This window comes from Myxacorys almedinensis A (assembly GCF_010091945.1).
In the GTDB taxonomy this organism is placed as follows: Bacteria; Cyanobacteriota; Cyanobacteriia; order Leptolyngbyales; family Leptolyngbyaceae; genus Myxacorys; species Myxacorys almedinensis.
Map to the genome: position 1 here is coordinate 35,123 of NZ_WVIE01000018.1, position 19,579 is coordinate 54,701.

Genomic DNA, 19,579 nt, shown 5'->3' on the forward strand with positions numbered 1-19,579 from the left:
TTCGAGACTCTTGTGTTATGCACCCACCCTCTCAGCTAGCCCCGCCCCTCTCAACCGTATTCAAAATTTTGGGGGTGAGTGTTTTGCTGATGGCAACCGGAACCGCCCAACGTGCCCCGCGTGCGATCGCGGCAGAGCGACCTACGACCGTTTCAAAAGTGTCTAAAAGCGCTGCGTCCCCATCGGCATTAGCGCCATCGCCAGAGCCGTTTGACCTTGCCTACATCGAAGCAGGCATCTGTGCTGCGTCTGTCAAAGGCATCACCGAATCTTCGATTTCAGAATCGGGACTGGCGGTTCCTAGCTTTTGGTGGGTCAGAGATGAAATTGCCGCCCAAGCCCAATTTGGCAAACGGCTGATCGATGGGTGGTTGGCGTGCCCAGGGCAAAACGGACGAGCCAATCGCGTTGATTTTCTGGTCAATCAGCAGGTGTGGAGTTTGCTCGACTATTTAGAACGCTATCAGTTTGTGCATCGCCTCGGAACCGTTGCCGGAGACTATCACCACAATGTCCGAATCTTCAATCGGCAGGGGGCGTTGTTAGCGGGCTATACCTGCGGATTTAGCCCCAACATTGCCGCCAAAACAGCCGAAACGCATCAGGACTTTCGCCGAAAGGAAGCAGCAACCCTACCCGAAGCACAACCTGCGCTCATCTGTAGCTTAGCCCTCGAATCTACCAGCAATTTTAGTTTTCGGGGACGCACTACCCCTGACGGGTTTGCGCCCACAAGGAGCGATACTGCTCAACCGTAGGCTCAGAGAGCGGTTCTAGAAATTCACTCTGGTTGAGCAACGTTTTAGCATTGGGCAACAAAACGGGGTTGCGCCGCAATGCATCGGGGAAAGAGTCGGGATTGAGCGCCGTCAAAATTGGAGAAGTTGCCCGGCTCAGCAAGGAAATCTGCGGCGCGATCGCAGGTTGCCAGCAAAAATTAATCCACTGCGACAAGGCTGAATTCTGAGCGGTTTCAGAACGACCCCTACTAGCAGGGCGAACCCAGAGATCCGCCCAAAGTGCTGTTCCTGATGGTGGAAAGACCGCTTTGATTTGAGAGTAGCGACGCATGGCAGACAGCACATCAGACGACCACCCCACCGCCACCCAAGTATCATTCAAAACTAAGGGCTGCATATAGGTGTCAGAACTGTAGAACTTGGCTTGCTGATGCAGCGCTTTTAGCTCAGCGTTGAGGGTGTCAACCGTGCTGAGATCGGGTGTATTGTAGGATCTGCCAAGCTTTTTCAGCGTTAGCCCAATGGTTTCTCGGGGCTGATCGAGCAGGGAAATTCGCCCCTTCAAATCTTCCCGCCACAGGTCAGCCCAATCGGTCGGCGGCTCAAGATTTTGCTCTCGAAAGATATCCTCGCGGTAGGCAATCACGGTGCTGCCCCACAGGTACGGTGCACCCCACACCTGACCCGTGGCGGCGAAGAGACCTTGATCGGTGCGAGTGACGAGCGATCGCCATTTTTCCGGGAGGTGCTGCCACTGATCCCACCCCGACGGATCGAGCGGCTGAATCAGCCCTTGGCGAATTGCCGTGGTCAGCCAATAATCTCCTAGGGTAGCTAAATCGGGAGCGCTCAGATCTCGACCGCCCACAAACGGCACCCAGCCTGGAATCGGTGACCGAGGCGGCGGCTCAACCTGCCGTTTCCACTGTTGCAGCAACGCAAAGAGGTCTTGCAACTGATCTTCTGGTTTAAAGTCGATCGCGGCGTGATCAAACTGCTTGCGAAATTGATCGACAAGTTGCAACGGGACTGAATCTCGCCGCGATCGCACACGCAACACATCCCCCGCAGGGCTGCACCCCGCTAACGACACCCCAAGCGCTGCCGTTCCTACTAAAAAACTCCGTCGATCCATACCTTCGTTCCACGCTTTCGGTTGATCTGTTGATGGGTCTGCATTTATTTTCGCTCAACGCCAAAGCCAATCAAGGTGATGTCTGAGGGGGGGTAGCCTGGCTCTGGTCGGTTGTAGGTGACGATTGTACGGAGACGAACATCCGGAGAAATCAGCCGCATTTGATCAACCGCCACCGAGCGCTTGTACTGCGTCGTCATTTCCAGGGTTTGTCGGGTGGGCTGGTAGGTAAACCGACCCGCGATCGCGCCTGCTTCAGAATACCCTTGATCCCGTAGATAGAAGCCCTGAATCACGTCACCGTCTGCCACTTCAGAGACGACCGGAAGCACCAGCGCCTCACCCGGCACAGCCTGACTCACATAGGGGTCTGGCACAAACAACGCTTTGAGGCTCATCGCCACCTGTTCACCCGTTTCGGATACGGTGTCAAATGCGATCGCAAAACCAGGACAGATGCTCCCCGCCTCGATCCGCTGGGGATCGATCCCCAGGGTCTGAGACGGGGTGAGCAGGCGTTGCGCTTCGGCATCGGTTAGCCGATGGACATGAAACTTGGTGAAAGAGCGCTCAATCTCACCACTGGGCATCGAGTGATAGGTTCTTTCGCTCTTCCAGACGCCAGAGCAAGCGTCAAAAAATTCTTGAAAACTGAGCATTTCTTTTCTGACGGGGGATCTTATGAACGAGTGTGACAGACGAAGCGGGTTTGATGAATCTTAACTTCTGATGAGTTTTACTGCTGCAAGGTTTTCCAGCGATCGCGGTGAATGCCGTAAACCAACGCTTCCCCTCCCATTATCTCGGCTGTGCCTTCGAGGGTTTCTCCAATTTTCTCTGCCACCCGCCGAGATGCCAGATTTTCAGGACGAATCAAACTGATGATATGAGATTGACTCAGCGCTTCAAATCCGTAGCATAGGGCGGCTTGAGCGCCTTCAGTGGCATACCCTTTTCCCCACACGGCACGGCACAGCGACCAGCCGATTTCAAACCCCACCCAGCCCTCTGGGTTCCAAAACCCCACCCGACCGACCATCGTTTGCGTCTGGCGCTCTTCCACTGCCCACATACCATAGCCGCGCAACTGCCAATGCCCTACCATCGTTGCTAGCGATCGCCATGCCTCTGGGCGGGAAAGGGGTCTTCCCGTCCCGATGTGCCGCATCACGTCTAGATCGGCGCTCATGTCTGCGTAGGCATCTAGATCGGTTTCACAGAGTTCTCGCAAGATAAGGCGCGGTGTTTCCAGGTTGGGAATCTGCATTTCTGCTCTGTATCTAACGGGCACTGCATTGAGTTTATCTAAAAAACGCTCGGTTCTGAGGCAGAATTTTTATCTCGATCCTCTAGTCAAGATGAGGGGATCACTACTTTAGCAATGGGGATCAAGGGAAGCCAAATAAAGATTTTTGTTGATAGAAATCAAGTCATCGATTCATCGTTCTGAATAAGGGCTTAATATCTATTTTTATCTCACTAAATTTTGTACATTGCGGACAGGGCTAATCTCTATACAGCGCCTTGAATCGAGGATTATTTAACTTAAATCTAATAAAGTAGTTAACTGTTAATTTCGTTGTTTATTTTACATTTTGTATGAAAGATAAAAGTAGTTACTTAGCCTTTGTTTAGCTAAATTTTGATAAGAATACAAAAAGTTAAATGAATCAGGAATTAGTCAGCAAAACGATTTTTTTTGTCTACCATAGACCGTAGAAAATCACAGAGTAACAGATTAATCAATGGACACGCTTCAATCGCAAATTAATACGCTCGATAGCAAGGTTGATTCTGTTCATCAGGTCGTTGAACAGCTAAGTCTTAGCCTTGCTCAGGTTCTCGCAGAGATGAAGGTAGCGCCCGGAAGCTCTGTGAATCGTGCTTCTTTTGGGGGTGGTTCTGGGCGGTATGCCAGCGTAGGGTATCGCCAGGTGGACACCTTAGAGCACAAGGATGTGTTGTTAGATGATGGGCAAGCCGATCCCGCGACTCACGGTGGGGATAAAAGTCTTTCGCTAGAGGTTCAGGTTCAGCGGCTCACCGCCCAACTGACCGCCGCCTATAACCGAATTGCCGCCCTTGAAGAACAGTTACTATCGCAAAGAATTCAGTAAGCAAACACAAACGACTATCACTCGATTTCTTGTTTTTTCTGTTGCTCTATCAACTGTTCGATCGCACCTAGCAACTCTTTCTGTCTCCAGGTTGCGTAAAGGTGAGCCGCGATCGCTAAGCCGCCCGCACCTACCCCTTCTTTGACGTAGCCCTGCTCATACATCTGAAGCTGAGAAAATCGCGAAGATGCCAAGCTGAGGGGGGTTGCTAAAAGTGGAACCGCTGCGATCGCTTTCGCTAATCCGATGGTGTCTCCGGTCGGGTCTTCTGCAACCCAGCGCGTTGTCCCGATCACCACATTTTTGGGGTTCCACAGGGGTGCATCTTGGGCTGCGTTGGTGGGATGCCCAGCCGCGCAAATGGCTCTAGCCAGGGCGTAAACCGCCAGCATTTGGGTTCCGCCTGCGAGCAGCACACCACAGCTACGGCTCGCGGCGATCGTCATTCCTGCTGCCACAACCTGCATCGGATCGCCAATCGCCGCCAGTAGATCGAGGGGATGAACGAGATCCCGTCTGTTTTTGAGAGTCGCTAAGCCTTGCCGAACGACCGCCAATTTTTGTCCATGATTGCAAACCGGATGGCTGCTGTTTACCTTTGCGATCGCATTAATTCCCAACCCCAACAGCACCGCAAGCGCCGTCGTCGTTCCCCCGACCACACACTCCCCCAGGATCACATAACGCTCCTCAGACTGCGCGGCTAGGTGCTCGCCCCACCTTAGCCCTTGCCCAAACAGATGCTCAACAACAGGGCGATCCATAGCTTGCCCCGTGCTGAGGCAACGAGCAGGTTTGCCGTTTAGATCGATCATCGCTGCCCGCAACGTCAGTGGCATCGCAGAAATAGCTGGAAGATCAGGCAACCCAGCGTTAAACACCTGCACCGGGATCGAGAGCGCTTCGACCACTGCGCGTGAGAGGAACACGGGAGATGCCCCAGCGACAAGCGGCGGCAGAGGAAATGCTGGGTTACGCTGAACGCCATTGATCAGAAACTCAGCATCTGCGATCGCGGTATATTGTCGATCCTCCGGAGTTGCTCCTGCCGCAGAGATTCCTTCAATCAAGCCAGTTTCTGTAAATCCCACCACGCACGCAAAGCAGGGCAGTTTCCCGGCATGTCGCTCTAGCCAGTGCCCAGCCACCGCACGCTGAGTGTAAACCGAAATGAAATCAATCATTCAGGAAATCAACCCAAAACTCAATCATTGTCAAATAACACTTGAACCCACCGAGGCGGACGCGGAATTGGCGTCTTCAAGCGATCGAAGAGGTACCACGCCACCAAATGCACCATTGAGACATAGACGACGCTACGCAGCACAATGATCAGAAATGCAAATAGCTGAATTACTTCTAGCGAAGGTTGAAGCAGCAGTCCCAGTCTGGTGAAAATCCACTCTAAAAGATTGGTGACCTGCACCGTTCCATAAAGCCACAAGTCTTCGCCTAACAAAATCGACCCCAGCCACAGGCGAAAGAAATCTCCAAAAACGCTGAGCAACGCACTGATCGGGATCGAAACTGCCCACCTCACCCGGCGATACCACAGCACGCCCAGCAAAACGCCCAACAGCCCAAACGGAATCACAAACTGAATACTCCGCGGAGGGCCGACCAACACCGACAGCAGTAACCCCGAAACTAGCGCCCCCATCCACGCGGCGCGGTTGCCCCATCGCAAATACACCATCGCGATCGGCACTGGAAAAAACACTTGCAACACCGGACCCATCGGGAAATACGAGTTTACCAGCCAAATTAGACTAGATGCACTCGCCAGAAATGCGGTCTCTACCATCATGATCGGGCTGGATGGATCAACCTGTCTGACCAAGGGTTGCCTCGGCGCATCGATCGCTGGTTCTGGCTCTAAGTCAGGAATCCAGTCGTCATCTAGATCCAATGGATCAACTCCGGTGGATGGATCGTTGGGCAAATCGCTCATGCAATAGATCGAACGAGAGGGGCAAATCTACTCTAGTGCAAATTTTGACTAGCGAATGGAGGAGTTGCGCCATGCTGCCTCGACTCAAAAGCGCCCATAGATTTATGGCTAGGCACAGACAGCCCAAGCCCAGCAAGATATAGGTGGGAGGCATCACAACGCCAATAATGAACCAGGTGAGAACGTGCAACACCATCAATCCGGCAACAAAAGCCGCGATCGCAATGCTCAGCCGAACTTGCCTAACTGGGCGCTGCAACCCCGTTAACACCATTGTTGTCAACGTTGCTAACAGATTTGCTGGCACCAGAAAGGCGCACACCGCAATGCAATGAGCGCGAGAAAACTCAAACAGGAGGGCAACATCTAGCATTGAGTAATTTTCTTGATCACGACTGCAATAGTGCTGATCTTGGCACTAGCGATCGCAAACTTCCCTTTTCATCCACTAATCTTTATGAATGGCAAGCTCTAAAGCTGAGAACCCGCTCCAAGATTAAGTTTTTTTAAGAAAAACAAATATTTTTTGGCTTTATTAAATATGGCTTACACTACTCATCAGCGTTGCTTACATAAAGCTGGATGAGATTCTTATAAGACATCCCTTTACTTCGCGCTGTTTCTGGCTTATAGGCAGAGCATCACATTTCATGAGGTTTAGTTGGGATGATAGAGTCAAAAGTAGTGCAGCTTACTGACGTTCTAGCCGCTTATGCCAACGGAGAGCGAGATTTTCATCAGACCCATTTGCAAGGGCTTGACCTGAGCCATACGCGACTGATTGGCGCTAATTTTGGGCGTGCCTGTCTAGTCGAGGCAAATTTTACGGGGGCGCTGTTGAAAGGCACAAACTTTAGCAAAGCTGATCTAACTCGTGCCCTTCTGTGGGGGGCTGATTTAGAAGGAGCCGTCTTGATTCGGGCAGAGTTGAGCCATGCTGTTTTGACGCAAGCTCACATCGCCCAAGTCGATCTGCATGGCGTGGTGCTGGTTGCCGCCGATCTGCGGTTTGCCAATTTGAGTTACGCCGATCTAACCGATGCCAACTTAAATGGCGCAGATTTACGTTATGCCGATTTGCGTGGTGTCAACTTGGCGGGTGCAACGCTGCAAAACGCAAATTTGACCGGTGCTAACCTAAATGGTGCAGATCTGACAAATGCGGTACTTAATGGAGCTACGTTGATGGGTGCAAAGCTAGAGCATGCACAACTGAACTACATTCGTTTAGACCATTGTTTAGAGTATGTTGATTTAAGCGAGGCAAATGTGATGAAGATGCCGTTATCGCTAGATGAACGCCGGGCTTAGACTGAGCTAATGCTGGCATTCGATTTACTTAAATAAGCAGTCGATTAACGGTTCGATTGTCTTTCCATATCTGTATTTTGCTAATTGGTGTAGCGGAAACAGCCTTGGATACTCAGCAGTTTTTCTACGAATGATAGATCACTAAGTTTTTGGATTATGTATCGGTAAAATAAGTGCATTAACGACAAATCAAGAGAAATTCATAAGCAGTTAATGGAATGCTAGGGTTACTCGGCTCTGATTATTCTGGCGATTAGTTTAACGATCATATTAGTAAATCGCTAGATTAATCAGTCATTGAATTCATTAGATGTTCTCAGGGCTTAAAAAATGATTAGGATCTCCGATCGCTGAGCCAAAGCATTTGCGGAAATTACCCGTTAGTCGTGACTGTTGTTAGTTCAAATCATGATCGGTGTACTCTGCATGAAGACCCGATGAACTTAGGTATCAGAATTTAGAGCGTATGCATCAGTCACGATTTAAGCGCTTTTTAGGTACGGTTAAGATTGCCCAATATGTGGTGATGTCAGTTGCGATCGCGATGCCTACTGTTATCGTTGTTCAACGGGCAACAGCAACTCAACTCTTTCTCAACCTCACCTTTGATGACCCCTGCTATTGGGTGACATCATCAGGGCAGCGAGTTGGTTTGGGGCAGCTATGCGGTAACGCGCCTCCCAAAAAAACAGCGCCAATTCGACAGGTGGGCAAGCGTAGTAGCGATGGCATCATTCGGGTGCCGATCAAACGCCGCATCGCCTCGACCCCTGTGATTGAAGTCATATTAAATGGTGTGTATCCCGCAGAGATGATTGTCGATACCGGAGCCAGTTCATCGCTCATTACCCAGGTCATGGCGCAACAGTTGAACATCAAACCCATTAGAACCCTACAAGCAGGCATTGCAAACGGCAGCGTTGTCCAGTTTCCGGTTGCTCGGGTGCGATCGATGTCAGCCGGTGGGTTAACAACCAATAACCTAGAGGTTGCGATCGCAGACCAAATGGATGTCGGACTGCTCGGACACGATTTTTTCGGCAAATACGACATCAAAATCAAGCGCGACGTCGTTGAGTTTTATCCTCAACAATGACTCAAAGCCGTTCTCACTTGCCCAAGCCACGCGCCTCCCTAGGCACCCATCTACTCATCTACTCAGGCACACACTACTGTTGTTTCGTGATGACCCCTAAGGTAAGCAGCCCGTCTGCCATGCGTTTGAGCAGCACTTCAATATCTTGTCAAGGCTCTCGAAGTAAATGGGTAGGTAAGCCATCGATGCTAACTTGGTTTTTGACCCGCCAATACTCTTGTAAACCCTCGCTGCCTTTGTGAGTTGCCCAGTCAATTAAAGAAGAGCGATCGCTCACAAAGTCATACACCGGAACTCCTAGCCCACAGGAGGTTTGCACCGATGCGATCGCAAGCGTGACCAGTTGCCGCGTTCCTGGCAGCATGGGAAACCCAGACAATAAGTCTTGCCAAGCCTCGTCTCCAGGACGAATCACCTGACCTTTGCCATAGAGGCGCAAAATCAGCGGCGCATCTTGAAAACTGCAAAACATAATCGTCATTCGCCCGTTTTCAATCAGATGAGCACTCGACTCGTTGCCGCTTCCCGTTAAATCAAGGTAGGCAACGGTTTGAGGCGTGAGAACCCGAAACGTGTTGATGCCCTTGGGAGAAAGATTGACGCGCCCATTTGTAGGAGCAGTTGCAGTGAAAAAGATGTGCTGTTCAGCGATGAATTGCTGAAGAGACTCCGTGAGTTCCGGATAGAACTTTGCCATGTCAGAACGGTAACGATAACGAATTTTACCATCCTATCGGAAATGTTTTGATATAGCGTTGCTGTGCTGATGCTCACAACTCTCCGCTTCCCTCTTTCAAGCTAGGAAAACGATTGAGAGGTTTAAGTTGAGTGAATTTTAACGGATTGAACAACGTAGGCGACAGCGCTGAACAACGCTATAGCAAACCAATTTAGTATCCGCTAATTTTGTAGCCTGCTGCGGTCACAACTTGCTTGAAGGTCTCCTCAGAGGCTTTTGCGTCGATCGTTACCATTTTTTCGGGGATATCAATCTCTACTCTGGCGTCAGGCTCGTGGGTCAGGATCGTTTGTTTAATGTTTTCTGCGTCTTCTGAACTATTTAGAGTGGGAACGTGTAGTTTTAATGCCATAACCGTTTCATTAAGTAAGAACTTCATTACCTGTTAAATATGAAGGTTCGCGCTTTACAGTTCGCCTTGCCTAAGATAGATTTTTATGGGTACTGAACTAAGAAACAAGACGGTTGGGTATCTGATTTAGCGTTTGGCTTCATCGAGCCAATCTCCGAACAACGAAATGATGAGGAATGCTAACGCAACCGCGATCGCAACTAATCGGCTATTAACTGCTCCAAAATAAGAAACGCTAAGGAAAACACTTAAGCCAATAACGATACAGGCTGGAAGTTTCGTTTTAACTAATGCGTTAACAAGATTCTGCAAATCCCTAGAGCGCTTCATCTTCTCAATTGGGGCTTTGCTAAACACATAGGATTTCAATCGCTTTAATTTCACTAAGGCAAATAGTTTGCTTTGGGTAGCAGCACAGAAATCAGATTGCAACAAGAGTGCCTGATCGAAACTGGCGATCGCACCTTCAAACTGTCTGCTCTGCCGCAAGGCTAAGCCGCGACGATGCCAGAGGTTTGGATCTTGAGGCTGAAGCTTGAGTGCCTGATCAAAACTGGCGATCGCGTCGTCAACTAGTCCCAATTTTTGCAAGGCGATCCCGCGATTGGCTAAAACTTGGGCATTCTCAGGCATTAATTTAAAGGCGCGATCGTAACTTTCTACTGATTCGTCGTAGCGTTTGAGTTTATATAAAACATTGCCACGACTTTGCCAGTCTTCGGCATGCTCAGCCTGATCGAGCAGGTAATCGTAACAGCCGAGGGCTTCTTTATGTCGATGAAGCGCCCACAATTGCGCGGCTCGTTTCCGCCACGCTTCGGTCTCTGCGGGATTACAGTCAATCGCTTTGCTGTAGCTTTCTAGCGCTTTGTGAGGATTGGTTCGGGCTAGATCGCCCTGACCTACCCAGGCTTGAGCACAGGTTGGATCGAGAGTTAAAGCATGGTTAAACGCCGCGATCGCAGCGTTTGGGCGCTTTACCCGTTGGAGAATTTGCCCCCGCAATACCCACGCTTCAACCCATTCGGGCTGCAACTCAAGGGCACGATCAACGCTGACTAATGCCGCTTCAAATTGCTTTAATTGGGTGAGCACCTGGGCGCGGTGATGCCATACCGCAGGACAATCGGGCTGAAGATCTAACGCGCGATCGTAAGCCCTCAGAGCGGCTTCAAAATCATCGACCTTGGCGCATTCCGCTCCCGTTTGCAAAAGAGAGGAAAGAGCCAACTCCCGGTCTTCTAGCCAAAATTCTTCATTCTCGCTCATGGCATCTAGTAGACTGACTGTTGATTATCAAGTTTAAACAATCGATATGAGTGCTGAAACTGATCCCGTTAAATTAATGAAACAGCAGGTTGGGTATGCTGCTGCCCAACGAGTTCAATCTGGTTCTATTGTAGGGCTGGGAACTGGTTCCACTACCGCTTACGCCATTCAAGCGATCGGCGAACGGCTCCAGTCGGGCGACCTAAAGGATGTAAAAGGGGTGCCAACCTCGTTTCAAGCCATTGTGCTAGCTCGCCAGTATGGAATTCCTCTGGTGTCGCTCGACGAGATTGATAAGATTGATGTTGCGATCGATGGGGCAGATGAGGTCGATCCGCAAAAGAATTTAATCAAAGGCGGCGGCGCAGCGCACACTCAGGAAAAGATTGTCGATTGCTTGGCAGATCAATTCATTGTCGTCGTCGATAGTGGAAAGTTGGTCGATCATCTCGGTTCAACCTTTTTACTGCCAGTAGAAGTGTTGCCGATGGCAGTAACGCCAGTGATGAATGCGATTAGAAAGCTGGGTGGCAGCCCTGAACTGCGGATGGGGGTGAAGAAAGCAGGCCCCGTCGTGACTGATAACGGTAATTTGGTCGTGGATGTGAAGTACGATCGCATCGACAACCCAAAAGAGTTGGAGCAGACGCTGAACAACATTCCTGGCGTTTTAGAGAATGGTATTTTTGCCGGAGTAGTGGATGTCGTGTTGATTGGAGAAGTGAAAGACGGTCAACCCATCGTTCGTGACATGGAGCACGTTTGAGTTTGGGTTTTGGGCTGAATCCAGGTCAAGCTCGAAACCTAACGCCTTAAGGCAACCGTATCTAGAAATGGCAGATACAGACACGACGAAACGTTAAAAAAGTCTGCCAAAAGCTAGGTGAATCCCATTTGCCTACACACTATTACATAGTCAGGTTTTTAGCGTCTTTTTCACGACCGAGCCTGCAACCGTTTCATGCTGGGATTGACCTGCTATGTATCAGCTTATTCAATCGGTATTGCACGATCGCGAGGAAACCCGCGCTTTGCATCAGGTGATTGCTGCTCTCATCGCCGCCGAGGATGGAGTTACTGAGCAGATGTCAGCAAGGCATTACTTCCTGCACAACGATATTTTGCGGTGCTTTGAAGCGGGCTGTCAGCAGCAGCAAAAACCCGCCCACTTCTACCATTCATCGGCAATCGGGCGGCTGATCCATTGCACCCACGAACTGATCTTGGAAGGAGATGATGTATGGTTTGTGCTGCGACCGTGGATTGGCAGCCAGCAAATTTGGCGCTTTGATCGTGACCTGACTACCCCTACTCTGATGACACCCAGCGCCTTGCTTGATGCCCGCGATCGCTGGGTAGGTCGCTATCAGCCTAACTTGGTCGAGCTTGATCTTAGTTCGTTCTACAAAAATGAACCCAGCATCAGCGATCCCCGCAGCATCGGGCAGGGCGTTGCCTTTCTCAATCGCTATTTAGCCCATCAAGTCTCCGACAATCCTCAATATTGGCTGCAAACCACGTACGATGTCTTGAGCCATCAGGTCTGCGATGGCATTCCATTGATGCTCAACGATCGCATTCAATCGGGCGAAGAACTGGTGCAGCAGGTTAAAGCTGCGATCAAGTTTTTGGGAACGCGATCGCGCCACGAAGCCTATGAACTGTCTCACCCTGAAATGCAAGCGCTAGGCTTTGAGCCAGGATGGGGTAACAGCGCTGGTCGTGCCCAAGAAACCCTAGAGCTACTCGACTACTTCATCACCACCCCTGAGCCTGCCATTCTAGAAGCGTTTGTAGCCCGCTTTCCTTCTGTCTTTCGAGTCACCCTCGTGTCGATTCACGGCTGGATTGGGCAGCAAAACGTCGTCTTGGGGCGTCCTGAAACCCTGGGACAAGTGGTTTATGTCCTAGAACAAGCCCGTGCCTTAGAAAAAGCATTGCACGAAGAAATCCGGCTAGCGGGGCTAGAGTTTTTGGGCATTCAGCCGCACATCGTCATTTTGACGCGCCTGATTCCGAACTGCGAAGGCACCCAGTGTGAACTGCCCGTCGAGCAAGTAGACGGCACGCAAAACGCCTGGATTTTGCGGGTTCCATTTCGAGAATTTAACCCCAAGGTCACAGAGAACTGGATCTCTAAGTTTGAGATTGCGCCCTACCTAGAACCCTTTGCGATCGATGCCGAAGCCGCCTTGGTCAAACATTTGGGAGGTCGCCCAAACCTGATCATTGGCAACTATAGCGATGGCAACCTGGTCGCCTTCTTGCTATCACGACGGCTAAACGTGACCCACTGCAACATTGCCCACGTTCTGGAAAAACCCAAACATCTATTTAGCAATCTCTATTGGCACGAGTTAGAGCCGCAATATCATTTTTCGTCCCAGTTTACCGCCGATCTGATCAGCATGAATGCGGCAGATTTTGTCGTCACGTCGTCTTACCAAGAAATTGTCGGCACGCCCGATACTTTGGGGCAGTACGAGTCTTACAAACATTTCACCATGCCCGGACTCTATCACGTCTTGGATGGCGTGGATTTGTTCAGTCCAAAATTCAATCGCATTCCGCCCGGAGTCGATGAAGCGGTGTTCTTTCCCTATTCAGACAAGCAGAAGCGCTCAAACGAGTCAGGCATCTGGCTAAATGAGCTAGTGTTTGTTCAAGAAGAAGAGCGCATTTTGGGCAAGCTCGACGACCCCACAAAGCGACCGATCTTATCCCTCGCGCCGATTACAGTCAGCAAAAATCTGACCGGATTAGTTCAGTGTTTTGCAGAACATCCAGAATTGCAAGCGCGGTGTAACTTGATTTTAGTCACCAACAAGCTCCAAGTTGACGAAGCCGCAAGCGCGGAGGAAGCTGAGCAGATTCAAAAACTTCACGGGTTGATTGAGCGCCATCAGTTGCATGGCAAAATTCGCTGGGTTGGCATTCGCCTCAGCGTTCGAGACATGGGCGAGATGTATCGAGTGATTGCCGATCGCAGGGGCATTTTCATTCACTTTGCGCTATTTGAAGCCTTTGGACGCACAATTCTCGAAGCGATGGTGTCTGGGTTGCCCACCTTTGCAACCGAGTTTGGTGGTCCGGCAGAAATTATTGAAGATGATAAATACGGGTTTTTGATCAATCCCACCAATTACAGCGATGCCACCCGAAAAATGATCGAATTTCTTGATCGCTGTGATGCCGATCCGTCCTATTGGCAAGAGGTCAGCGATCGCGGCATTCAACGCGTTCACGACGACTACACCTGGCAACTCCACACCAAGCAACTGTTGTTATCGACCAAACTTTACAGTTTCTGGAACTACCTCCACCGCAACGATCGCGAATCGCTGTTGCGCTATTTAGAGCTTATCTTTCATCTCATCTTTAAGCCGAGAGCCGCCACAATCTTAGAAAATCATATGTCTAGAGAACGGTAAGTCAATTACAATCCCATTGGTTTGTCCCCCGCTCTACCCCTGCTTCAGTCCTTCTTCCCCGGAGCTTCTTGCCCATGAATATGTCCGAACGTCCTCATTCCCTCATCTACACAGACTGGACGGTGATCGAGCCGCATTTTGACCCCACACTTTTGCACGCTAGAGAAACGGTTTTCACCATTGGCAATGGCTATTTGGGCACGCGCGGCAGTTTTGAGGAAGGTCACCCGCAAGCGATGGCTGCCACGTTGATTCATGGGGTGTATGATCACGTTCCGGTAGTGTATACCGAGTTGGTCAACTGCCCCGATTGGTTACCCCTGGTGATCACGATCGAGGGCGATCGCTTCCGCCTTGATCAAGGAGAGGTGTTGAGCTACGAACGCAGCCTTGATTTACAGCACGGGCGGTTGAGCCGTTCGGTGCGCTGGCGTAGCCCTGCCGGAAAAACCATCGACCTACACTTTGAGCGGTTTGCGAGTTTTGCCGACCAGCATGTGTTGGCGTTGCGCTGCCAGATCACCCCGGTCGATTTTGAGGGATCGATCGAGGTGCAGGCAAGCATCAATGGCTATCCTGAAAATCAAGGGTTTAATCATTGGGAGTCGATTGGTCAGGGTGCGACTCGGCATGGAGTTTGGCTGCGCGTCCGCACTCGTACGTCTCGGATCGAACTGGCGATGGCATCGGGCATGAATTTATCTGGTGCGGAAGGCTCTCCCCAAACGGCAAATGTTCCAGGATACCCAACGCTACTGACATCGTTTTTTGCATCACCCGATCAAACGGTTACGATTGAGAATGTGATTACGGTCTACACGTCTCGTGATGTGGAAGCACCAACGCAAGCGGCTCAAACTAAGTTAGCAGATCTGCCCAGTTATGCAGACTTGCGATCGCAGCACGAAGATGCCTGGAAACAAGCCTGGGAAAACAGTGATATTTTGATCGAAGGCGATGTTAAGTCTCAGCTTGCCGTTCGCTACAATATCTTTCAACTGTTGATCAGCGCTGCAAAGCACGATGATCAGGTCAGCATTCCTGCAAAAACCCTATCCGGATTTGGCTATCGCGGACATGTTTTTTGGGATACCGAAATTTTTATTTTGCCTTTTTTCACCTACACTCAGCCTGCTCTGGCACGAAATCTCCTGACTTACCGCTATCACACCCTAGAGGGTGCGCGGCGCAAGGCGGCTCACTATGGGTTTAAGGGCGCAATGTATTCGTGGGAGAGCGCCGATACGGGCGATGAAGTCACCCCGCGCTGGGCACTGCCAAACGATCCTTACGCCGAAGATATTCGGATTTGGTGCCGCGATCGCGAAATTCATATCAGTGCTGACATTGCCTACGCCGCCTGGAACTATTGGCAAGCAACGGGCGACGATGACTGGATGCGCGATTATGGAGCAGAGATTATTCTAGACACGGCTGTGTTTTGGATGAGCCGTGTCGAGTGGAGCAACCGCCACGAACGCTACGAGATTCGCGAGGTGATTGGCGCAGATGAGTACCATGAACACGACGTAAATAACAGCGTGTTTACCAATCGTTTAGCTCAATGGCATTTAGAAAAAGCGATCGCGGTTTACGATTGGTTAAAACAACACCACCCACAACGCTTAAGCGATCTGGAGAAGAAACTCAAAATCACCCCCGAACGGCGATCGCGATGGCAAGATATTGCCAAAAACCTCTGGATTCTCGACAGTCCATCAGGGTTGATCGAGCAGTTTGAAGGATTCTTCGATCTCAAAGACATTAACCTCAACGATTACGAGCCTCGCACCAAATCCATTCAAGCCCTGATCGGCATTGAAGAAGGCAACCGTCGCCAAGTGCTGAAACAGCCCGATGTGCTGATGCTGCTGTATCTGATGCGTCAATCTCAGGAGTTTCCCTACAGCCCAGCCGCTGTCGAGAAAAATTGGGACTACTATGCACCGCGCACCGACATCACCTACGGGTCTTCGTTGGGTCCTGCCATTCACTCGATTCTTGCGTCAGACTTGGGGAAATCGGTCGAAGCTTACGATCGCTTTATGCAAGCCGCGCTTGTGGATTTAGAAGACACCCGTGGCAACGCATCAGAAGGCATCCACGGCGCATCGGCAGGGGGAATTTGGCAGGTTGTCGTTTTTGGCTTTGGCGGTATTCAACTTGGCGATCGCCATCCCGTCGCCAACCCCCATCTTCCCCCTGGGTGGAGTCGTCTCAAATTCCGCTTGCACTGGCGCGGCAAATGGCACGACTTTGACCTCAAACCCAACCCAACCCAACACCTCCCAGCCCCTATGACTCCTCCTCCCCCCTCCTCGCCTCGCCTCCCCATTCGCGGCGTGATCTTTGATCTCGATGGCGTTCTCACCGATACGGCAGAATACCACTACCGCTCTTGGCAACGCCTCGCCGACGAAGAAGAGCTTCCGTTTGATCGAGACGCTAACGAAGCGCTGCGCGGGGTGTCTCGCCGCGAGTCGCTGATGCTGATTGTGGGCGATCGCACCTATTCTGAAGCCCAGCTACACGAGATGATGGAGCGCAAAAACGGCTACTATGTGGAACTGATTCAAACCGTTTCCCCCCATGATTTGCTGCCAGGGGCGCTGACGCTATTAGAAGAGTTGAGACAGGCGGGCATTAAAACCGCGATCGGGTCTGCCAGCAAAAATGCTCGCCCTGTGGTTGAGAAATTGGGGATCGCGGATCAGGTCGATGCGATCGCAGATGGCTACAGTGTCGAGCATCCAAAGCCTGCTCCTGATCTTTTCCTGTTTGCCGCCCAAGAACTTGGGCTTGACCCTGGCGAATGTGTGGTGTTTGAGGACGCCGCCGCCGGGGTAGAAGCGGCTCTAGCGGCGGGTATGTGGGCAGTGGGGCTAGGTCCGGAAGAACGAGTTGGGGCAGCGCATGTTGTCTTGCCCAGTTTGGCTGACATGCACTGGAGTGCTGTGCAAGAAAGGGTGCAGCAAGCTTCTCATCAAGAGTGTGCCAATTCATAATTTGCCGTGAGTTCGACCGAGTTCCTTGGCTGCGATCGCAGATCATCTATATCGAACTCAGGTCAGTTTACAAAATCAAGAGGGGGGTTCTCTCAGAAGGCGAGCGATCCAGTGGCTGGCGATCGGCATTCTCCACCCTGTGCCAAAGGCGCGATCGGTGACTTTCAACCCCGGCGGAGATTGTTTGCGCTTAAATTCAGCAATTCTGACTAACGTTGCTACTCGTTCAACCACGTCGGCATCGTGTCCGGCTTGCACAATCTGCGCGATCGCATGGTGGTGATGAATCAATCGATCCAAAATATCGTCTAACACGTCGTAAGATGGCAAAGAATCTTGATCTTTCTGTCCGGGTCGCAGTTCGGCACTGGGCGCTTTGGTGAGCACGTTGGGCGGAATGGGAGCTTGGTCTTGCTGATTGAGCCATTCACAGATAGCGTAGACCTTGGTTTTGGGAACGTCTGCGATCGCGGCGAGTCCGCCATTCATATCGCCGTATAAGGTGCAATAGCCGACTGCCACTTCTGACTTGTTGCCTGTCGAGACCAACAGATGACCAAATTTGTTGGAGATTGCCATTAGCAAGGTGCCGCGAATGCGAGACTGAAGATTTTCTTCCGCTAAACCCACGGGGGTTTCGGCAAACAGGATGTCTAAGCTGCTGTCATAGCATTCCATCAAGGTTCCAATGGGAAGCGTTTGAGTTGGGATACCAAGGTTTTGCGCCAAGGCGATCGCATCGTCAATGGAATGATCCGAACTGTAGGGCGACGGCATGAGAACGCCTAGAACCTGTTCTGCGCCCACTGCTGCCGCCGCGATCGCGGCGACCAACGATGAATCAATTCCACCGCTCAAGCCCAACACGATTTTAGAAAAACCGCACTTTCGCACATAATCACGAACACCCAGAACCAAAGCGGCGTAAAGTTCTGCGGCTTCAGTCTCAACACAGGGCGCGATCGTACCGGGTAAAAAATCGTGAGTGTGGATATCATATTCAACCACCAGCCAATCGGCTTCAAACCCACGGGCACGGGCGAGAAGATGCCCAGCGCGATCGCAGACAATGCTGCGTCCATCAAAAATTAAATCATCATTGCCACCCACTTGATTGGCGTAAATCATCGGTTGATGAAACCGTTTCGCCCCGTGTTGCAGCAACCGTTCTCTCAAGCGTTGTTTACCCACTGTAAATGGTGATGCAGAAAGATTCACTGTAAAATCAACGCCAGCATTAGCAAGATCGGCAAGGGGATTGAGATCGTAAGTTCGTTTTCCCCAAAATTCCTCATCGTTCCACAAATCTTCGCAAATGGTAACGCCAATGCGAACGGTAGAAGAATTCCAATCGAGCACGAAATGGTTTGGTTGCTCGCCCGACGCAAAATATCGGTGTTCATCAAACACATCGTAGGTTGGCAGCAAGCGCTTGTGAAAAACTTGGCGAATCTGCCCGTTCTCAAGTAGAGCCACGCTATTGAATAGCGGTTTTTCGCCCTTTTGGTGCGATCGCGCATTCACTTCAACCGTTCCAACCAAGACCGCTAACCCCGCAGGAATCGCCTGTGCCAATTTCAGCAGCGTTGTTGCCATCATTTGCACAAAGCTCGGATCGAGCAACAGATCGCGAGGCGGATAGCCACAGAGCGACAGTTCGGGGGTGAGCAGCAGGCGGATGCCCTCGTCAGCCGCCCGATCAGCCGCCGCCAGAATTTTTTGGGCGTTGCCATCGAGATCTCCGATCGTCGGATTGAGTTGTGCGATCGCAATGTTCATCATGATCCTTGGTTTAATTCCTGAAAAATGGCGGTTACTCTAAGCTTCAAATCAGGTAGATCTGCCTCTACAATTGCCCAAACAACTTCTACATTAATTCGGAAATATTCATGAACTAAAACGTTTCGTAAACCAACGATTTCTACCCAAGGCAAATCAGGATATTGAGCCTTAAACTCTACTGATAGTGCTCTAGCCGCTTCTCCAATAACTTGAAGATGGTACACAACCCAAGTTTGAATCAGTTCATCTTGTTCAAAGACTTGTTTCCCTTGCGCTGCATATTGCTCGATCCGACCGATCGCTTCCGAAATATCTAGCCGTCTTTCGCTGTCATTTCTCATAGAGAGACTGCCTCTTTTAAAACCCGTTCTCGGATTCGATCTTTCAATCCTCCATCTGTTGCAACATCCACTTTACGTCCTAGCAAATCTTCTAAATCTAGAATTAGCCCGACCGGGAACCAAGAACTGCGATTTTCACCCATCTCGACTAGAAAATCGATATCGCTATCGGCTCGTGCTTCGCCTCGTGCCACGGAACCAAATACTCGCACGTTGTAGGCTCCGTGTTGGGCTGCAATCGCTAATATTTCTTCTCGTTTATCGGCTAATAATTCGTCGATTCCCATGGTGGTTTCTCCGTGAGAGAGAC

The 19,579-nt window shown here is 50.8% G+C and carries 19 protein-coding genes; 7 read left to right on the forward strand and 12 right to left on the reverse strand.

Annotation, left to right across the window (positions count from 1 at the left end; all coding sequences use genetic code 11):
* Positions 1 to 17: 17 nt before the first annotated feature.
* A complete protein-coding gene (locus GS601_RS15315) occupies positions 18 to 758 on the forward strand; it encodes a hypothetical protein (protein WP_162424158.1) in 741 nt (246 codons plus the stop codon).
* Here GS601_RS15315 and GS601_RS15320 read toward each other — a convergent pair.
* The 3 genes from GS601_RS15320 to GS601_RS15330 form a co-directional block, all read right to left on the reverse strand.
* Entirely contained in the window at positions 709 to 1,875 is a 1,167-nt protein-coding gene (locus GS601_RS15320; RefSeq protein WP_162424159.1) for an extracellular solute-binding protein, read from the reverse strand. The two genes, GS601_RS15315 and GS601_RS15320, sit on opposite strands and share 50 nt — an antisense overlap.
* A gap of 44 nt (positions 1,876 to 1,919) precedes the next feature.
* Complete coding sequence (locus GS601_RS15325) at positions 1,920 to 2,534, reverse strand: phycobiliprotein lyase (protein WP_162424160.1); 615 nt, start codon at positions 2,532 to 2,534, stop codon at positions 1,920 to 1,922.
* 77 nt (positions 2,535 to 2,611) lie between these two features.
* Positions 2,612 to 3,142 (reverse strand): GNAT family N-acetyltransferase, encoded by a 531-nt coding sequence (locus GS601_RS15330; RefSeq protein ID WP_162424161.1) that lies wholly within the window; start codon positions 3,140 to 3,142, stop codon positions 2,612 to 2,614.
* Positions 3,143 to 3,620: 478 nt separating this feature from the next.
* On the opposite strand from GS601_RS15330, the gene GS601_RS15335 reads away from it, so the two are divergent.
* Positions 3,621 to 3,992: a hypothetical protein gene (locus GS601_RS15335; protein ID WP_162424162.1), complete on the forward strand. Its 372-nt coding sequence runs from the start codon at positions 3,621 to 3,623 to the stop codon at positions 3,990 to 3,992.
* Between the two features lie 17 nt (positions 3,993 to 4,009).
* Here GS601_RS15335 and cobT read toward each other — a convergent pair whose 3' ends face one another.
* Genes cobT through GS601_RS15350 form a run of 3 tightly spaced genes read right to left on the reverse strand, consistent with a single transcriptional unit; the run spans position 4,010 to position 6,316 of the window.
* Positions 4,010 to 5,176: a nicotinate mononucleotide-dependent phosphoribosyltransferase CobT gene (gene cobT, locus GS601_RS15340; protein ID WP_162424163.1), complete on the reverse strand. Its 1,167-nt coding sequence runs from the start codon at positions 5,174 to 5,176 to the stop codon at positions 4,010 to 4,012.
* Positions 5,177 to 5,196: 20 nt separating this feature from the next.
* Entirely contained in the window at positions 5,197 to 5,943 is a 747-nt protein-coding gene (locus GS601_RS15345) for a DUF2232 domain-containing protein (RefSeq protein WP_162424164.1), read from the reverse strand.
* Positions 5,906 to 6,316 (reverse strand): hypothetical protein, encoded by a 411-nt coding sequence (locus tag GS601_RS15350; protein ID WP_202925119.1) that lies wholly within the window; start codon positions 6,314 to 6,316, stop codon positions 5,906 to 5,908. Before GS601_RS15350 ends, GS601_RS15345 begins: the two co-directional genes overlap by 38 nt.
* A gap of 293 nt (positions 6,317 to 6,609) precedes the next feature.
* Between GS601_RS15350 and GS601_RS15355 the strand changes: the two genes are divergently transcribed.
* Positions 6,610 to 7,254, forward strand: coding sequence for a pentapeptide repeat-containing protein (locus tag GS601_RS15355; RefSeq protein ID WP_162424165.1), 645 nt, complete (start codon positions 6,610 to 6,612; stop codon positions 7,252 to 7,254).
* A 466-nt stretch (positions 7,255 to 7,720) separates the two neighbouring features.
* Positions 7,721 to 8,350, forward strand: coding sequence for a retropepsin-like aspartic protease family protein (locus GS601_RS15360; RefSeq protein WP_162424166.1), 630 nt, complete (start codon positions 7,721 to 7,723; stop codon positions 8,348 to 8,350).
* A 148-nt stretch (positions 8,351 to 8,498) separates the two neighbouring features.
* Here GS601_RS15360 and GS601_RS15365 read toward each other — a convergent pair whose 3' ends face one another.
* The 3 genes from GS601_RS15365 to GS601_RS15375 all read right to left on the reverse strand — a co-directional run bounded on the left by GS601_RS15365 (position 8,499) and on the right by GS601_RS15375 (position 10,710).
* Positions 8,499 to 9,047 carry a pyridoxamine 5'-phosphate oxidase family protein gene (locus GS601_RS15365; RefSeq protein WP_162424167.1) on the reverse strand — a complete coding sequence of 183 codons (549 nt, stop codon included), beginning with the start codon at positions 9,045 to 9,047 and terminating at the stop codon, positions 8,499 to 8,501.
* Positions 9,048 to 9,240: 193 nt separating this feature from the next.
* The gene (locus GS601_RS15370) at positions 9,241 to 9,441 is read right to left on the reverse strand and encodes a heavy metal transport/detoxification protein (RefSeq protein ID WP_162424168.1); all 201 of its coding nucleotides are present in this window, start codon (positions 9,439 to 9,441) and stop codon (positions 9,241 to 9,243) included.
* 126 nt (positions 9,442 to 9,567) lie between these two features.
* Positions 9,568 to 10,710 carry a tetratricopeptide repeat protein gene (locus GS601_RS15375; RefSeq protein ID WP_162424169.1) on the reverse strand — a complete coding sequence of 381 codons (1,143 nt, stop codon included), beginning with the start codon at positions 10,708 to 10,710 and terminating at the stop codon, positions 9,568 to 9,570.
* Positions 10,711 to 10,756: 46 nt separating this feature from the next.
* Between GS601_RS15375 and rpiA the strand changes: the two genes are divergently transcribed.
* The 3 genes from rpiA to pgmB all read left to right on the forward strand — a co-directional run bounded on the left by rpiA (position 10,757) and on the right by pgmB (position 17,146).
* On the forward strand, positions 10,757 to 11,476 hold the full coding sequence (gene rpiA / locus GS601_RS15380) for a ribose-5-phosphate isomerase RpiA (protein ID WP_162424170.1): 720 nt from the start codon (positions 10,757 to 10,759) through the stop codon (positions 11,474 to 11,476).
* Between the two features lie 214 nt (positions 11,477 to 11,690).
* Complete coding sequence (locus GS601_RS15385) at positions 11,691 to 14,141, forward strand: sucrose synthase (RefSeq protein WP_162424171.1); 2,451 nt, start codon at positions 11,691 to 11,693, stop codon at positions 14,139 to 14,141.
* Positions 14,142 to 14,215: 74 nt separating this feature from the next.
* Positions 14,216 to 17,146 (forward strand): beta-phosphoglucomutase, encoded by a 2,931-nt coding sequence (gene pgmB / locus GS601_RS15390; protein ID WP_162424172.1) that lies wholly within the window; start codon positions 14,216 to 14,218, stop codon positions 17,144 to 17,146.
* Between the two features lie 75 nt (positions 17,147 to 17,221).
* On the opposite strand, the gene GS601_RS15395 is transcribed toward pgmB, so the two are convergent.
* From GS601_RS15395 to GS601_RS15405, 3 genes are read right to left on the reverse strand one after another with little or no spacing between them, the layout of a single operon-like run.
* The gene (locus GS601_RS15395; protein ID WP_338017048.1) at positions 17,222 to 18,928 is read right to left on the reverse strand and encodes an NAD+ synthase; all 1,707 of its coding nucleotides are present in this window, start codon (positions 18,926 to 18,928) and stop codon (positions 17,222 to 17,224) included.
* Positions 18,925 to 19,269: a HepT-like ribonuclease domain-containing protein gene (locus tag GS601_RS15400; RefSeq protein WP_162424173.1), complete on the reverse strand. Its 345-nt coding sequence runs from the start codon at positions 19,267 to 19,269 to the stop codon at positions 18,925 to 18,927. The genes GS601_RS15395 and GS601_RS15400 overlap by 4 nt, the downstream gene beginning before the upstream one ends.
* Positions 19,266 to 19,556 (reverse strand): nucleotidyltransferase family protein, encoded by a 291-nt coding sequence (locus tag GS601_RS15405; protein WP_162424174.1) that lies wholly within the window; start codon positions 19,554 to 19,556, stop codon positions 19,266 to 19,268. Before GS601_RS15405 ends, GS601_RS15400 begins: the two co-directional genes overlap by 4 nt.
* Positions 19,557 to 19,579: the final 23 nt, after the last annotated feature.

Coding starts and splice junctions, on each gene's coding strand:
- GS601_RS15345 (WP_162424164.1), bottom strand. CDS start 5,943: ATGAGCGATTTGCCCAACGATCCATCCACCGGAGTTGATCCATTGGAT.
- GS601_RS15395 (WP_338017048.1), bottom strand. CDS start 18,928: ATGATGAACATTGCGATCGCACAACTCAATCCGACGATCGGAGATCTC.
- GS601_RS15330 (WP_162424161.1), bottom strand. CDS start 3,142: ATGCAGATTCCCAACCTGGAAACACCGCGCCTTATCTTGCGAGAACTC.
- pgmB (WP_162424172.1), top strand. CDS start 14,216: ATGAATATGTCCGAACGTCCTCATTCCCTCATCTACACAGACTGGACG.
- GS601_RS15370 (WP_162424168.1), bottom strand. CDS start 9,441: ATGGCATTAAAACTACACGTTCCCACTCTAAATAGTTCAGAAGACGCA.
- GS601_RS15335 (WP_162424162.1), top strand. CDS start 3,621: ATGGACACGCTTCAATCGCAAATTAATACGCTCGATAGCAAGGTTGAT.
- GS601_RS15360 (WP_162424166.1), top strand. CDS start 7,721: ATGCATCAGTCACGATTTAAGCGCTTTTTAGGTACGGTTAAGATTGCC.
- GS601_RS15350 (WP_202925119.1), bottom strand. CDS start 6,316: ATGCTAGATGTTGCCCTCCTGTTTGAGTTTTCTCGCGCTCATTGCATT.
- GS601_RS15375 (WP_162424169.1), bottom strand. CDS start 10,710: ATGAGCGAGAATGAAGAATTTTGGCTAGAAGACCGGGAGTTGGCTCTT.
- GS601_RS15325 (WP_162424160.1), bottom strand. CDS start 2,534: ATGCTCAGTTTTCAAGAATTTTTTGACGCTTGCTCTGGCGTCTGGAAG.
- GS601_RS15365 (WP_162424167.1), bottom strand. CDS start 9,047: ATGGCAAAGTTCTATCCGGAACTCACGGAGTCTCTTCAGCAATTCATC.
- cobT (WP_162424163.1), bottom strand. CDS start 5,176: ATGATTGATTTCATTTCGGTTTACACTCAGCGTGCGGTGGCTGGGCAC.
- GS601_RS15400 (WP_162424173.1), bottom strand. CDS start 19,269: ATGAGAAATGACAGCGAAAGACGGCTAGATATTTCGGAAGCGATCGGT.
- rpiA (WP_162424170.1), top strand. CDS start 10,757: ATGAGTGCTGAAACTGATCCCGTTAAATTAATGAAACAGCAGGTTGGG.
- GS601_RS15315 (WP_162424158.1), top strand. CDS start 18: ATGCACCCACCCTCTCAGCTAGCCCCGCCCCTCTCAACCGTATTCAAA.
- GS601_RS15385 (WP_162424171.1), top strand. CDS start 11,691: ATGTATCAGCTTATTCAATCGGTATTGCACGATCGCGAGGAAACCCGC.
- GS601_RS15355 (WP_162424165.1), top strand. CDS start 6,610: ATGATAGAGTCAAAAGTAGTGCAGCTTACTGACGTTCTAGCCGCTTAT.
- GS601_RS15320 (WP_162424159.1), bottom strand. CDS start 1,875: ATGGATCGACGGAGTTTTTTAGTAGGAACGGCAGCGCTTGGGGTGTCG.
- GS601_RS15405 (WP_162424174.1), bottom strand. CDS start 19,556: ATGGGAATCGACGAATTATTAGCCGATAAACGAGAAGAAATATTAGCG.